16 protein-coding genes are annotated in these 13,344 nt (G+C 67.0%); 10 read left to right on the forward strand and 6 right to left on the reverse strand.

The features are described 5' to 3' along the window. Window positions 1-758, forward strand: a 758-nt coding sequence (locus VGD28_RS15155; RefSeq protein WP_331029191.1) for a hypothetical protein, incomplete at its 5' end; no start/stop codon positions are given. Here VGD28_RS15155 and hemF read toward each other — a convergent pair. Continuing rightward, window positions 759-1,601, reverse strand: coding sequence for an oxygen-dependent coproporphyrinogen oxidase (hemF, locus tag VGD28_RS15160; RefSeq protein WP_331029192.1), 843 nt, complete (start codon window positions 1,599-1,601; stop codon window positions 759-761). 9 nt (window positions 1,602-1,610) lie between these two features. Further along, the gene (locus tag VGD28_RS15165) at window positions 1,611-2,075 is read right to left on the reverse strand and encodes a tRNA (cytidine(34)-2'-O)-methyltransferase (protein ID WP_331029193.1); all 465 of its coding nucleotides are present in this window, start codon (window positions 2,073-2,075) and stop codon (window positions 1,611-1,613) included. A gap of 461 nt (window positions 2,076-2,536) precedes the next feature. Here VGD28_RS15165 and petA point away from each other — a divergent pair, with 461 nt between their 5' ends. The 5 genes from petA to VGD28_RS15190 all read left to right on the forward strand — a co-directional run bounded on the left by petA (window position 2,537) and on the right by VGD28_RS15190 (window position 6,541). After that, window positions 2,537-3,109 carry a ubiquinol-cytochrome c reductase iron-sulfur subunit gene (gene petA / locus VGD28_RS15170; RefSeq protein ID WP_331029194.1) on the forward strand — a complete coding sequence of 191 codons (573 nt, stop codon included), beginning with the start codon at window positions 2,537-2,539 and terminating at the stop codon, window positions 3,107-3,109. Between the two features lie 11 nt (window positions 3,110-3,120). Next, the gene (locus VGD28_RS15175; RefSeq protein ID WP_331029195.1) at window positions 3,121-4,410 is read left to right on the forward strand and encodes a cytochrome b; all 1,290 of its coding nucleotides are present in this window, start codon (window positions 3,121-3,123) and stop codon (window positions 4,408-4,410) included. A 17-nt stretch (window positions 4,411-4,427) separates the two neighbouring features. Then, window positions 4,428-5,261 carry a cytochrome c1 gene (locus VGD28_RS15180; RefSeq protein WP_331029196.1) on the forward strand — a complete coding sequence of 278 codons (834 nt, stop codon included), beginning with the start codon at window positions 4,428-4,430 and terminating at the stop codon, window positions 5,259-5,261. Between the two features lie 73 nt (window positions 5,262-5,334). Beyond that, window positions 5,335-5,868 (forward strand): adenine phosphoribosyltransferase, encoded by a 534-nt coding sequence (locus tag VGD28_RS15185; RefSeq protein WP_414714509.1) that lies wholly within the window; start codon window positions 5,335-5,337, stop codon window positions 5,866-5,868. Window positions 5,869-6,001: 133 nt separating this feature from the next. Next, on the forward strand, window positions 6,002-6,541 hold the full coding sequence (locus VGD28_RS15190) for a hypothetical protein (protein WP_331029198.1): 540 nt from the start codon (window positions 6,002-6,004) through the stop codon (window positions 6,539-6,541). Window positions 6,542-6,548: 7 nt separating this feature from the next. Here the strand turns inward: VGD28_RS15190 and VGD28_RS15195 are convergent, their stop codons facing one another. Then, the gene (locus VGD28_RS15195) at window positions 6,549-6,995 is read right to left on the reverse strand and encodes a MaoC family dehydratase (protein ID WP_331029199.1); all 447 of its coding nucleotides are present in this window, start codon (window positions 6,993-6,995) and stop codon (window positions 6,549-6,551) included. A gap of 91 nt (window positions 6,996-7,086) precedes the next feature. Between VGD28_RS15195 and VGD28_RS15200 the strand changes: the two genes are divergently transcribed. Then, window positions 7,087-7,923, forward strand: a complete 837-nt coding sequence (locus tag VGD28_RS15200; protein ID WP_331029200.1) for an oxygenase MpaB family protein — start codon at window positions 7,087-7,089, stop codon at window positions 7,921-7,923. Window positions 7,924-8,205: 282 nt separating this feature from the next. After that, complete coding sequence (locus VGD28_RS15205) at window positions 8,206-8,700, forward strand: hypothetical protein (RefSeq protein WP_331029201.1); 495 nt, start codon at window positions 8,206-8,208, stop codon at window positions 8,698-8,700. A 194-nt stretch (window positions 8,701-8,894) separates the two neighbouring features. On the opposite strand, the gene ychF is transcribed toward VGD28_RS15205, so the two are convergent. The 3 genes from ychF to VGD28_RS15220 all read right to left on the reverse strand — a co-directional run bounded on the left by ychF (window position 8,895) and on the right by VGD28_RS15220 (window position 11,307). Then, window positions 8,895-9,995, reverse strand: coding sequence for a redox-regulated ATPase YchF (gene ychF, locus VGD28_RS15210; RefSeq protein ID WP_331029202.1), 1,101 nt, complete (start codon window positions 9,993-9,995; stop codon window positions 8,895-8,897). A gap of 155 nt (window positions 9,996-10,150) precedes the next feature. Further along, window positions 10,151-10,627 carry a glycine zipper 2TM domain-containing protein gene (locus tag VGD28_RS15215; RefSeq protein ID WP_331029203.1) on the reverse strand — a complete coding sequence of 159 codons (477 nt, stop codon included), beginning with the start codon at window positions 10,625-10,627 and terminating at the stop codon, window positions 10,151-10,153. 80 nt (window positions 10,628-10,707) lie between these two features. Next, window positions 10,708-11,307: a TIGR02466 family protein gene (locus VGD28_RS15220; protein ID WP_331029204.1), complete on the reverse strand. Its 600-nt coding sequence runs from the start codon at window positions 11,305-11,307 to the stop codon at window positions 10,708-10,710. Window positions 11,308-11,622: 315 nt separating this feature from the next. Between VGD28_RS15220 and VGD28_RS15225 the strand changes: the two genes are divergently transcribed. Together VGD28_RS15225 and VGD28_RS15230 are read left to right on the forward strand one after the other, a co-directional pair. Beyond that, complete coding sequence (locus VGD28_RS15225; RefSeq protein WP_331029205.1) at window positions 11,623-12,150, forward strand: hypothetical protein; 528 nt, start codon at window positions 11,623-11,625, stop codon at window positions 12,148-12,150. Between the two features lie 128 nt (window positions 12,151-12,278). After that, window positions 12,279-13,265, forward strand: a complete 987-nt coding sequence (locus VGD28_RS15230; RefSeq protein ID WP_331029206.1) for a hypothetical protein — start codon at window positions 12,279-12,281, stop codon at window positions 13,263-13,265. The last annotated feature ends 79 nt before the right edge of the window (window positions 13,266-13,344 follow it).

The raw sequence follows: 13,344 nt of genomic DNA on the forward strand, positions 1-13,344 counted from the left end.
TGATCACCAGCATTTCGCTGGCGCTGATCCTGGTGCCACAGGCGCTCGCAGGCGTGATCGCGCCGCCTCCGCAGCTGTCGAGCGTGCAGCCGCCGTCCTGGATGCCGCTGGTCACCATCCTGGTGCTGTGCGCCGGGATCGTCGGCCAGGTTGCCATCATCCGGCTTGCGCTGGGGCCGACCGCCAGCGTCGGGGAGGCGATCAACCATGGCCTCCGCCGCTTCCTGACGGCGCTCGCCGCGCTCATCCTGTTCGGCGCCGGCCTGGCGCTGGTGCTCACACCGCTGTTCATGCTGATCGCCGGCGGCGACGCGGTGCAGGCCATGATGGCGAACCGCTCCTCGCCCCGGGCCGGTGGCGCTCTGCTGCTGATTCTGCTGCTGATCGTGCTGATCTCGGCGCGCTTCCAATTGATGCTGCCGATTGCGAGTGCCGAGCCGGGCGGCCCGATCCGGGTGCTGAAGCGCAGCTGGTCAATCACCGCCGGCCATTACTGGAAGCTGCTGGGCTTCATCGCGCTGGTGCTGCTGACCGCGATCATCGTCCTACTGACCGCGCAGCTGCTCGGTGGGCTGATCGCCAGGCTCGCACTTGGCGAGGTCCAGCCGTTCAGCCTGAGCGCGCTGCTTGTGGCGCTGATCGCCGCGGCGGCGCAGACCGCGGTCACCACGGTCCTGTCGACGCTGCTGGCGCGGATTTATGCGCAACTGGCCGCGCCCGTCGCCGGGGTCCCCGACGTCAGCAAAGTGTTCGAATAGCTAGCGCCACTTCGCCAGCGGGGGCAGGCTCATCAGGATGGCGTCTATGTTGCCGCCGGTCTTGAGCCCGAACAATGTACCGCGGTCATAGAGCAGGTTGAACTCGACGTAGCGGCCGCGGAACTCGAGCAGCGTGTCGAGGTCCTCGTCGGTGAAGGGCGAGTCCATCCGCTGGCGGACGATCTTGGGGAAGATGTCGAGGAAGGCTTCGCCCACGTCCCGCGTGAAGGCGAAATGCTCGTCGAAATGGCCTTCGAGCCGGTCGTAGAAGATTCCGCCGACGCCGCGGGCGCGATTGCGGTGCGGCAGCCAGAAATATTCCTCGGCCCATTTCGAAAAGCGCGGGTAGAAAGTCGGGTCATGGGCCGCGCAGGCGGCCCGCAGCCTGGCGTGGAAGGCGTCGGTATCTTGCCTGTTGGGAATGGCCGGATTGAGGTCGGCGCCGCCGCCGAACCAGCGCCTGGTCGTGGTCAGGAAGCGGGTGTTCATGTGCACGGCTGGTACGTGCGGGTTGGCCATGTGCGCGACCAGGCTGATGCCGGTGGCGAAGAAGCGCGGATCCTCGCCTGCGCCGTGGATCGTCTTGCCGAACTCGCCCTCGAACGTGCCGCCGACGGTCGAGACGTTGACGCCCACTTTCTCGAACACCGTGCCCTTCATCACCCCGCGCACGCCTCCGCCGCCCGGCTCGCCCGACGGGTCGGCGCGGTCCCACGCCTTGTATTCAAAGGCCGCGTTCGATCCCGCCTCGCGCTCAATTGTCTCGAACGCGGCGCAGATCTGGTCGCGCAGCGCTTCGAACCAGGCGCGGGCGGCGGCTTGTTGATCGTCGAGGGTCAGCATGCGCGGCCCCTAGCGCATCGCCGCAGCGGATGGCCATAGGACGGTTTGTCTCAGCGCCTCGGCCAGCACGATGCCGACCGACACCGACAGGTTCATCGATCGCAAGCCAGGCGCCATCGGGATGACCAGGCGGGCATCGGCGCGGGCATGGACATGCTCGGGTGCTCCGGCGCTCTCGCTGCCGAACAGCAGGATGTCGTCCGCAGCGAAGTGGAAATCGTGCAGCGGCGTCGCGCCCCTGGTGGTCAACAGGACGATTCGCCCGCCCGCCTGACGCTCGAAATCGTCCCAACCGGCGTGGCGGGTGATCGCGACATGGTCGATATAGTCCATCCCCGCGCGCGCGACGCGCTTGTCGTCCCACGCGAATCCCATCGGCTCGATCAGATCGACCGGCGTGGCGAGGCACGCGCCGATCCGCAGGACGGCGCCGACATTGCCGGCGATATCGGGCTGGAACAGGGCCACGCGCATGCCGGCGCTGATAAGACAGGATGGGCCAGGATTCAAAGCGGGCGGATGCGGTTCGCACCAAATCCTCCTCCGCCGGGGGGAGGTGGCACGCGAAGCGTGACGGAGGGGGGAAGCCCTACCTCTGTTGCCGCGTCCGCCCCCTCCGTCGCCTTCGGCGAGGGTCAGGTCGGATCGTCCCCCGGACGATCCTTGACCGTGCGGGGCACGGTCAACCTGACTCCCCCTGGCGGGGGAGGATTTGGTGGGCGCCAACGCGTGGTGAAGGCGCTCCCCTCCACAAGCCGTTCAAAAAGGCGGTTGGCAAAGGCGGCATGTGGCGTCTATCAGGCCGCGCAGCCACCGGGGGCACCGGGGGGCTTGGCGTTGCGTTCGCGTTTCGCTGCACCGGTTTCAAGGGCGCAATCGCGTCATTCGTTAGGACGCATCCGCGTCAGGGTTTTTTGAAGTGCAAGGGCTGATGCATGGCAACGCATGATGAAGCTGTTACCCGGGACGGAGCGATCGACGCGCCGGCCGATCCCCGCCGCCGCGATTATCTCGCGATCGGCGCGGTCGCCTGGGCGGGCGTTGGCGCGGGCGTCGTCGCGCTGCCGCTGATCAACCAGATGAGCCCGTCGGCCGACGTGCTCGCGCTGTCGACCACCGAGCTCGACGTCTCGGCGATCCAGCCCGGCCAGTCGGTCAAGGCGACCTTTCGCAAGCAGCCGCTGTTCGTGCGCAACCTGACCCAGAAGGAAATCGACGAGGCGAACGCCGTGCCGGTGTCCGACCTGCGCGATCCCCAGACGCTCGCCGAGCGCACCAAGGAAGGCAAGTCGAACTGGCTGATCACGCTGGGCGTGTGCACCCATCTCGGCTGTGTGCCGCTGGGCGCGGGCGAGGGCGAGAACAAGGGGCCGTTCGGCGGCTATTTCTGCCCGTGCCACGGCTCGGCCTACGACACCGCGGGCCGCATCCGCACCGGCCCCGCGCCGACGAACCTTGCGGTTCCCGAATATGAGTTCATTTCCGACACCGCGATCCGGGTCGGCTGAGGGCAAATGGCATGAGCTTCCCCTGGGCAAAGCAGTATGAGCCGAAGCATCCCGTGATGAAGTGGGTGGACGATCGTCTGCCGCTTCCGCGCTTCGTCTACAACGCCGTCGGCGCGGGCTATCCGGTGCCGCGCAACCTCAACTATTTCTGGAACTTCGGCGTCCTCGCCGGGATGTTCCTGGTGATCCAGATCGTCACCGGCATCGTGCTGGCGATGCACTATGCGGCGAATGCCGGCATCGCGTTCGACTCGGTCGAGCACATCATGCGCGACGTCAACGCCGGCTGGTTCATCCGCTACGCGCACGCCAACGGCGCGTCGATGTTCTTGGCTGTGGTCTATATCCACATCGCCCGCGGCCTCTGGTACGGTTCGTACAAGGCGCCGCGCGAGATGGTGTGGCTGCTCGGCGTCGTCATCTTCCTTCTCATGATGGCCACCGCCTTCATGGGCTACGTCCTTCCCTGGGGCCAGATGAGCTTCTGGGGCGCGCAGGTGATCACCGGCTTCTTCTCGGCGATCCCGGGCGTGGGCGAGACGATCCGCGTGTGGCTGCTCGGCGGCTTCGCGCCGGACAATGCCGCGCTCAACCGCTTCTTCTCGCTCCACTACCTCCTGCCGTTCGTGATCGCCGGCGTGGTCATCCTCCACATCTGGGCGCTGCACATCCCGGGTTCGTCGAACCCGACCGGCGTCGAGGTGAAGAGCGAGCAGGATACCGTGCCGTTCCATCCCTATTACACCGCCAAGGACGGCGTGGGCGTGGGCGTGGCGCTGATCGTGTTCGCTGCGCTGATCTTCTACGCGCCGAACCTGCTGGGCCACCCGGACAACTACATCCCGGCCAACCCGCTCTCGACGCCCGCGCACATCGTGCCCGAGTGGTACTTCCTGCCCTTCTACGCGATCCTCAAGTCGTTCACGATCGACTTCATCTTCCCGGCGAAGCTGTGGGGCGTGCTGGCGATGTTCGGCTCGATCCTGCTGCTGTTCTTCCTGCCGTGGCTCGACACCTCGCCGGTGCGCTCGGCCAACTACCGGCCGACCTATCGCTGGTTCCTGCTGGTGCTGCTGGTCGACGTGCTGGTGCTGGGTTACATCGGTGGCGCGTCGCCGTCGCCGGGGGTGATCCTGATCGGCCAGATCGCGACCGTCTATTACTTCCTGCACTTCCTCGTGATCCTGCCGATCGTGTCGGCGATGGAGCGTCCGCGTCCGCTGCCCAACTCGATCACCGAGGCGGTGCTGAGCGGCAAGGGCGGCACCTCGCCTGCGCAGACCGCGCTGGCTGCCGAATAAAAGGGGCTTGAGATAACATGGTTCGCATTGGCGGATTTATCGTCGGCGTCGGCTTCGTCTTCGCCCTTCTGCTCGGCATCTGGGACACGGTCGCCAACTGGATCAAGGAGCCCCCGGTCGCGACCGCGGAGCACGAGTTCCATCATCATCCCAAAAAGGTGGACTTCTCGTTCAACGGCTTCTTCGGCAAGTATGACAACCGCCAGCTCCAGCGCGGCCTTCAGGTGTACAAGGAAGTGTGCGCCGCCTGCCACTCGCTGCGGCTGGTGTCGTTCCGCGACCTTCAGGCGCTGGGCTATAGCGAAGGCCAGGTGAAGACCATCGCCAAGGGCTTCCAGGTTCCGTCGATCAACCCCGAGACGGGCGAGCCGGCGACCCGCGACGGCATCCCGTCGGACCGCTTCCCGTCGCCCTACGCCAACGACGTCGCCGCGCGCGCCGCGAACAACAACGCGGTTCCGCCCGACCTCTCGCTGATGGCCAAGGCGCGCCACGACGGCAGCAACTACATCTATTCGCTGCTGACCGGCTATCAGGACCAGCCTGCCGAGCTGCTCAAGAAGTTCCCGGAGGCCAAGACGCCGCAGGGCCTGCACTTCAACCCCTATTTCGCGACGCTCAACCTGGCGATGATCCCGCCGCTCAGCGACGGTCAGGTCACCTATACCGACGGCACGCCGGCGAAGGTCGACAACTACGCCCAGGACGTCGCGGCGTTCCTGACCTGGACGGCGGAGCCCAAGATGGAAGCGCGCAAGACTGCTGGCCTCGCGACGCTGATCTTCCTCGTGATCTTCTGCTTCCTCGCCTATGGCGCCAAGAAGCAGATCTGGCGGAACGTGAAGGACTAAGGTCCTCCGCCCGTACATTTCTCCGACGGCCCGGGAAGCGATTCCCGGGCCGTTCGTTTGAAGGGGACCGATGATGCCCGCCGACGATCTTGCTGCGCTGATCCGCACCATTCCCGACTTCCCCAAGCCGGGCATCCTGTTTCGCGACATCACCACCCTGCTGCTCGACTCGGCAGGCCTCGCCCGCGCGGTCGAGGGAATCGTCGACGCCGTCGACGGCCCGGTCGATCTGGTCGCGGGGATCGAGGCGCGGGGGTTCCTGTTCGCCTCGCCCGTCGCGCTGGCGCTGGGCGCGGGGGTGCTGCTGGTACGCAAGGACGGCAAGCTGCCCGGCGCCACCATCGCCGAGGATTATGCGCTGGAGTACGGCACCGACCGCATCGCGATCCATGCCGACGCCTTCGCGCCCGGCGCGCGGGTGCTGCTGGTCGACGACCTGATCGCCACCGGCGGCACCGCGCGCGCCGCGGTGCGGCTGCTGCGCAAGGCGGGCGCGCAGGTGACCCAGGCCGCGTTCGTGATCGACCTGCCCGAGCTCGGCGGCGCAGACGCGCTGCGGGCCGACGGGATCCGCACCACCACCCTGGTCGCGTTCGACGGGCACTAGGATCGGATTCAGCTGCGCTGAATCGCGGTGCAACTGGTTCAGCTTTGCTGAACCAGACTCCAAGGGAACCGCGCGGCTCTCTCCCCGTTCTCAGACGGTTAAGGGCGCTTTCATGCGCCCGTGGAGAGCAACCATGTATATCCCGCGTATCTTCACCGCAGGCCTGATCGGCGCAGCGGCGCTCGGGCTGTCCGCCTGCACCGACGGCTATGGCTATTCGGGCGTCTCGCTCGGCTATGGCAGCGGCGGCTATTATGACGACTATTATGGCGGGGGCTATTACGGCGCCGGCTATGGCAGCCCGTACTGGGGCTGGTACGGCGACTATTACTATCCCGGGACGGGCTATTATGTCTACGACCGCTACCGCCGCCCGCATCGCTGGAACGACGGCCAGCGCCGCTACTGGGAGCAGCGCCGCCATGGCTGGAGAGGGGCGTCGCGCGAGGTGCGCCAGAACTGGCGCGAGTTCGGCCGCGACCGGCGGATGGATGAGCGCGCCTTTCGCCAGGACCGCCGGGAGGATCGCCGGGCCTATCGCGACGGCCAGGTGACGCGCGATCAGTTCCGGCAGGAACGTCGCGATGACCGGCGCGAATACCGCCGCGAATACCGCCAGGACCGGCGCGAGCTGCGGCGCGAGAACCGCCAGGACCGGCGGCGGCCGCGCTGATCAGGCGTCAGGCGGGGCGGCGGGCGACCAGTCCTCGGGCGATGAAGCTCATCACCGGCTCGTCATGCTGGTTGTAGACGGTCATGCGCGCGCGGGTGCGGCCCATCTCGGGGCGCTTCTCCATCAGCTCCTTCTCGAGCAGCTCGTTCTCGCAGCGCAGCGTGTCGCCGGGATAGACCGGCTTGATCCAGCGCAGCTCGTCAATCCCGCCCGCGCCGAGGCTGGCGGAGGGATTGGCCTGCATATGCTTGACGAACATCGACATGGTCATCGCGCAGGTGTGCCAGCCGCTTGCCGACATGCGGCCGAAATGGGTCCTGGCCGCGGCCTCGTCGGAGAGGTGGAAGGGCTGGGGATCGTATTTCCCCGCAAATTCCAGCACTTCCTCGCGCGTCACCGTGTACGAGCCGAAGCTCGCCTTGTCGCCGACCGTCAGGTCCTCGAAATACTTCATGCAATCAGTTTCGCGTTGAAACTGGATTTTGGCAAGAGGCATGTGCGGCGTGGCATTGCCGCATCGAGGCGGCGGCCCTAGCGTTGGCGCCATGCCCGCGCCCGACCTTGCCGCCGGATTGCGCGCCCGCCTGATCGGGGTGGTGCGGCGCACCTTCAACGATCAGGAGAAGGGCGAGAAGCCGGTGCAGCGCAGCGACGGCGCGCTTTTCCCGCGCGGGTCCGTCACCTGGCGCGTGCATGGCGACGTGACGACGATGATGGTCGGCGGGGTCGCCTCGCTGCTGCTGCAGATGCTGCACCCGGCGGTGCTGGCGGGGGTGTGGGACCACAGCGCCTTCCGCAAGGACATGCTCGGCCGCCTGCGCCGCACCGCGCGCTTCATCGCCGAGACCACCTATGCCGAGCGCGGCATCGCCGAGGCGAGCATCGCCAGGGTGCGCGAGGTGCATGAGCGGGTGGCGGGGGCGCTGCCCGACGGAACGCCCTATCGCGCGGACGACCCCGAGCTATTGGCCTGGGTGCATGTCACTGAAATGTGGAGCTTTCTCGCCGCGTGGCAGCGCTATGGCGTGCCGATCACCCGTGCCGAGGAGGATATCTACTATGCCGAGACCGCACGCACCGCCGAAGCGCTGGGCGCCGATCCGATCCCGCGCAGCAAGGCCGAGGCCGAGGCGCTGATCGCGGCGATGCGGCCGCAGCTGGCGGTCGACGCCCGCACCCGCGAGGTGGCGCGCTTCGTGCTCGACCATCCGGCGCCGAGCCTGGCCGTCGCGCCGGCGCAGGCCGCGATCTTCGCCGCGGCGGTCGATCTGCTGCCCGACTGGGCGCGGGCGATGCACGGCCTCAAGCGCCCGCCCGCAGCCCCGCTGGTGCGCGGATCGACGCTGGCGATCGCCAAGACCTTCCGCTGGGCGTTCGGGTAGGGACTTTCCTTCAGACTATATTCCCGGCGCATGCTGCAGGATTCCACTTTGACATTCTGGTTATACTAATTGGCGCACTATAACCTATTTGGATCGTGTAGAAAAGCGAGGCCTTGAAACCCGCGGATTTCCGCCGCTTTCTGCAATGCGCGGGCCGGGCGTTGGGCCGGAGAGACGGCTTCGGGCCCGGGTCGCAGCGAGGGATTCGTACGGCGCGTACGGAACATGTCGTGGACGATGTTGGTGATCGCGTCCGGGTGCCGGTCCGCGCTTCCAGCGGCAATGTCGAAGATGGACGCTGGTGACACAGACTCGAATTGCGATGTTGAATGTCGATCCGCTCTAGCGGTTCGCAATCCCTTGCAGTTGGCCTTTGCCGTCGTCAGGATGGGGCGGCAGAAGTCCGAGGGGGATCTGATGCCGGGCACAATCTATCACAAGAACGGCCACGTCGCCTATCAAGGCTCAGGCACGAACGCCGGCTACGCCTATCACGATAACGGAAACACAGGCTATATCGCGAGCGGCACTGCCGCCGGTTTCGGCTATCATCGCAATGGCCAAACCGCGTTCGTGGGGCCGGGGCGGACCAACTCCGGCTATGCATATCGCGCCGACGGCTCGCTGATTTCCCGCGATGGAAGCGGGCTCTCATACTCACTCGGACCAGGCATCCGGATCAGGGTGAACCGTTCCGGCTGCGAAGTCTATGTGGACGAGCCGCTTGCCGGAGACGGGGCGGAGGATGCGGGCGAAGGCGGCGAAGCCAATCCGTAGCTGCGAGCAGCCACATCGCAGCAGTGGAACCGGCTTGCGAAGCAAGCCGTGGCCGCAGAGGGCGGTGAACCTGCCGCACGCACCGCCGTCTTCGCGGCGGCCCCTCCACCGCCTTCGGCGGTCCCCCTCCCCCAGCAAGCTGGGGGAGGAATTTCCCATTCATTCCGTGCCAGCGCGCTAAATGCCGATCCGGCCTAGACGTTGAAGCGGAACAGCATCACGTCGCCATCCTGGACGACATAGTCCTTGCCCTCGGAGCGCAGCTTGCCGTTGTCGCGTGCGCCCGCCTCGCCGTTGAACCTGACATAGTCGTCGAAGGCGATGGTCTCGGCGCGGATGAAGCCGCGCTCGAAATCGGTGTGGATCTCACCCGCCGCCTGCGGGGCCTTGGCGCCGACATGGGTGGTCCAGGCCCGCGCTTCCTTCGGGCCGACGGTGAAGAAGGTGAGGAGGTGGAGCAGGCTGTAGCCGGCGCGGATCACGCGGGCGAGGCCGGTCTCCTCAAGGCCCAACTCGCTCAGGAACTCGCCGCGCTCGTCCGCGGGCATGGTCGCGATCTCGGCCTCGATCGCGGCGGAGACGACCACCGCCTCGGCGCCCTCGGCCTTCGCCTTCTCGAACACGCGGGCGGAATAGGCGTTGCCGCCCGCGGCATCCTCCTCGTTGACGTTGCAGACATAGAGGACGGGCTTGGCGGTGATCAGCTGGGCCTGGCCGAAGACGCGCGCTTCCTCGACATCCTTGGGCTGGACGAGGCGCGCGGGCTTGCCCTCGCGCAGCAGGTCGAGCGCCTGGCCGAGCACCGAGGCGGCGATCTTCGCCTCCTTGTCGCCCTGCGCGGCCTTTTTCTGGAGATTGGGGACGCGCTTTTCGAGGCTTTCGAGGTCGGAGAGCATCAGCTCGGTCTCGACCGTCTCGGCGTCGGCGATCGGATCGACCTTGTTATCGACATGCTGGATGTCGTCATTCTCGAAACAGCGCAGGACATGGACGATCGCGTCCACCTCGCGGATGTTGCCGAGGAACTGGTTGCCGAGGCCTTCGCCCTTGCTCGCGCCGCGCACCAGGCCGGCGATGTCGACGAAGCCGAGCTGGGTCTCGATGATCTTGGCCGAGCCGGCGATCTTCGCCAGCGCCTGAAGCCGGTCGTCGGGCACCGCGACGTTGCCGACATTCGGCTCGATCGTGCAGAAGGGATAGTTGGCCGCCTGCGCCGCCGCAGTCTGCGTCAGCGCGTTGAAGAGCGTCGATTTGCCGACATTCGGCAGGCCGACGATGCCGCAGCGAAAGCCCATGATCTGGTCCTGTAACTCGGGAAAGGCGCGCAGATAGGGCGAGTGGGGGGAAAAGGCCAGAGAGCAAAAATCCTCCCCCTGGCGGGGGAGGATTGGTGAGAGAAAAAACCCGCCGGTCGCGGGACCGGCGGGCCTTTCTCATTGAGCTGCGTGGATCAGCGGCAGCGCACGTTGCCGCGGTCGATCTCGCGGCCGAGCAGGGCGCCGCCCGAGCCGCCGAGCAGGACGCCGAGCAGGTCGCCATTGCCGATCGCGCCGCCGAGGATGCCGCCCAGCGCCGCGCCGACCACCAGGCCGGTAGTGCCGTCGTTGCGGCGGCAATAATAGCGGTTGTCGCGGCCGCGATAGATGCGGTCGTTCCGGGTCAGCCGGCGCTCGCGATAATTGCCGTTGCGATAATTATCGTACGGGTCCCAGCGGCGGTCGCTGCGATCGCCGTACCAGCGATAGTCGCGGCGGCGATCCCGGTCACGGTCGCGCCAGTCGCGGCCGCGCCGGTCGTTCCACTCGCGGTCGCGCTGGCGCTCGCGCTCTTCCCAGCTTTGCGCATGCGCCGCGCCCGCCATGACGGGGGTGGTGGCGATGGGCAGGGTGAGCGACAGCGCGAGAAGTGCTGTCAGTCCTTTGCGCATGATCAATCTCCCAGATCTTCTGGAAGCTGAATCGTATCACATGCGCAATGGTTCCCGAAAATCGGGCGGCCCGACGCGATTTATCGGTAGTTGAAGCTGATGCTGACGCGATCCGCCCTGGCGCTGCCCGCCACCACCTCGTGCCGCAGCCAGCTTTCCCACAGGAAGATCGTGCCCGGTGCGGGCTGGGCATAGACGAAGGTCTGGAGATCCCCGGCCGCGTCGGGCCGGCGCGGGGGCGCAGCCATCATCAGCGGGAGGCGGGGATCCTCGAGCTTGAGCGTGCCCGCGCCCGGCGGGACCTCGACATAGAGCGTGCCCGAGATGATGCTGTGCGGGTGGATATGCCCCGAATGGGTGCCGCCAGGTTTCAGGATATTGACCCACAGGCTGTCGAGCCTGGGCTTGCGGCCGAGATCGAAGGCGCAGTCCTCCGCGAAGGCGGCGGCATGGCGGTTGAGGTGGCGGACGAGGTCGCCGAATCGCGGATCGCGCGCGGGCAGATCGTCGAGCGAGGCATAGGAGGTGTAGCCGCGATAGCCGTGCGCCTTCGACCAGGCCTGGCCGGCGCGGTCCTGCGCCGCGAGATCGCGGCAGGCGTCACCCAGCTCGGCGAGCAGCGCGTCGTCGTTCAGCGCCGTTTCGGAGAAGCGCGTGGCGAAAAGGTTGCGGATCGTCATGCCGCTCCGCACAGCACGGGGAGGGGCCTTGCGCAAGCGGGGTGTGGGGCTGGTTCAATTCTATTCGTCATTCCCGCCCCTTCGGCTGCCTGCAGGGCAGGCGCTCAGGATAAACTTCGGCCAACGGCCGAAGGCGGGAATGACGAGCATAGGGAAGGGATTGGGCGTATCGATATCTTCCTCCCCGCCAGGGGGAGGTTCTAAATGTCGATCCATCCTAAGCGTGTCCGCAAAGCCTTACCGCGGCAATGCGCAGGATGTTGACACCCCGGCCGCACGCGGCAAACTCGCCTGTTCAGAACGGAGAGGAAGTCCATGAAGCGCATCGCAATCCTGGCACTGCTGGCACTCGCCGCGTGCGGCGACAATGGCGCCGCGGAGAAGGCGGCGGCGGAGGCCAAGGCGAAGGCGCAGGCCGCGGAGAAGGCGAGGCTGCTCGAGGATGCGCTGGCGCTCAACACGCGCTGCTACGCCGCTGTGAAGTGGCAGCAGCGGCTGCTCGACAGCCCGGTGCCGCGCTCGATCGCGGGCGGCGCGGCGCCGTTCCTCGATTATTATCGCACGATGATCGCCAGCAAGCTGGGCGACCAGGTGATCGCCGCGGCGCCGCCCAAGCCCGAGCTCTCCAGGGCCAATCTCGACGCCTATCTCGACTGGGCGGCGAAGGATCAGGCCGCGAACGTGTTCGGCAAGGGCGATCGCACCGCCAACTATGCCACCGTCACCACCTGCGTGCAGAGCGCGGCGGAGTTCGGCACGGGGACGATGGCGAAGATCAGCCCCGCCGAGCGGCTGGGCAAGATCCAGCAACTGCGCCAGATCATGCAGGATACCGGAAGCTGATTGCGGCCTTTCGTTTCCGTCTCCGTCACGCTACCGGAGGACGCACGCAACCCTTGCGGGCATGGCCCGTTCATCCGTGGTAAAGGCGCGAACCGCCTTGCGGATGGGCAAGTAACAGGAGTCGAAGGATGATTCGCCGTTCCATTCTGATCGCCAGCACCGCCGTGGCGCTGACCGTCGCCGGGTGCGGTGGCGACGACCCTTCGCCGACCCCGACGCCCTCGCCGACCCCGACGCCCAGCCCGTCGCCGTCGCCGATCAGCTATTCGACCCTGCCGCTCACCGCGGCGACCGAGGTGTTCACGGTCAGCGCCGCGATGAGCTACACCGGCGACCTCGCCGCAGGGCCGGTCACGCTCGGCACCGCGGGCACCGACGGCTTCTCGAACCGCGTGCGCCTGGCGCTGCAGAGCACCGCGGCGAGCAGCCAGACGACCGAGGTCGTGGTGCGCGAGAGCAGCGAGGAATCGCGCTTCACCGGCGCCGACCTGCTCGTCGCCCCGGCGACGACGGTCACCGAATATGTCTATCGCGAGAGCACCGCGCCGACCACGCCGGGCCAGTTCACCCAGCTCGAGCTGCTCAACAACACGCTCACCATGACGCCCAGCGTCGTCACCAGCGACGTCAATCTGGCGCGCCCCTATGTCAGCTACGGCGCCTGGTGGCGCGGCGACAGCACGACGGGCGCCAAGCGCGTGACCTATGGCACCTTCGGCTATCCGACCGTGCCGAGCGACATGCCGACCACGGGCAGCTCAAGCTATATCGCACGCGTGGCCGGCCGCGTGGTGACCTCGCCCGGCGCGGGCGCGAGCAACATCCAGAAGCTGAACGGCACGGTGACGCTGCTGCTCAACTATGCCACCGGCCTGGTCAACCTGACGCTGACGCTGACGCGTGAGGACGGATCGGCGTACGGCACCTATACCGGCACCGGCGCGATCACGGCGGGCAACAACCAGTTCACCGGCGGCTTCGGCCCGGGCAGCACCGCGGGCGGCACCTTCCAGGGCCTGGCCTATGGCCCGAAGGCGACCGAGGTCGGCATCACCTTCGCGATCACCGGCAGCGACAGCCGCGCGGTCGGCGTGGTGATCGGCCGCCAGGGCTGATTTGCCGCAACGGAAATGAGGAAAGGCCGGGTTCGCGCCCGGCCTTTTTCTTTTGCGTCAGGTGAGGCGGGACCGGCCC

Origin of the sequence: Sphingomonas sp. (genome assembly GCF_036402235.1) — a bacterium.
In the GTDB taxonomy this organism is placed as follows: Bacteria; Pseudomonadota; Alphaproteobacteria; order Sphingomonadales; family Sphingomonadaceae; genus Sphingomonas.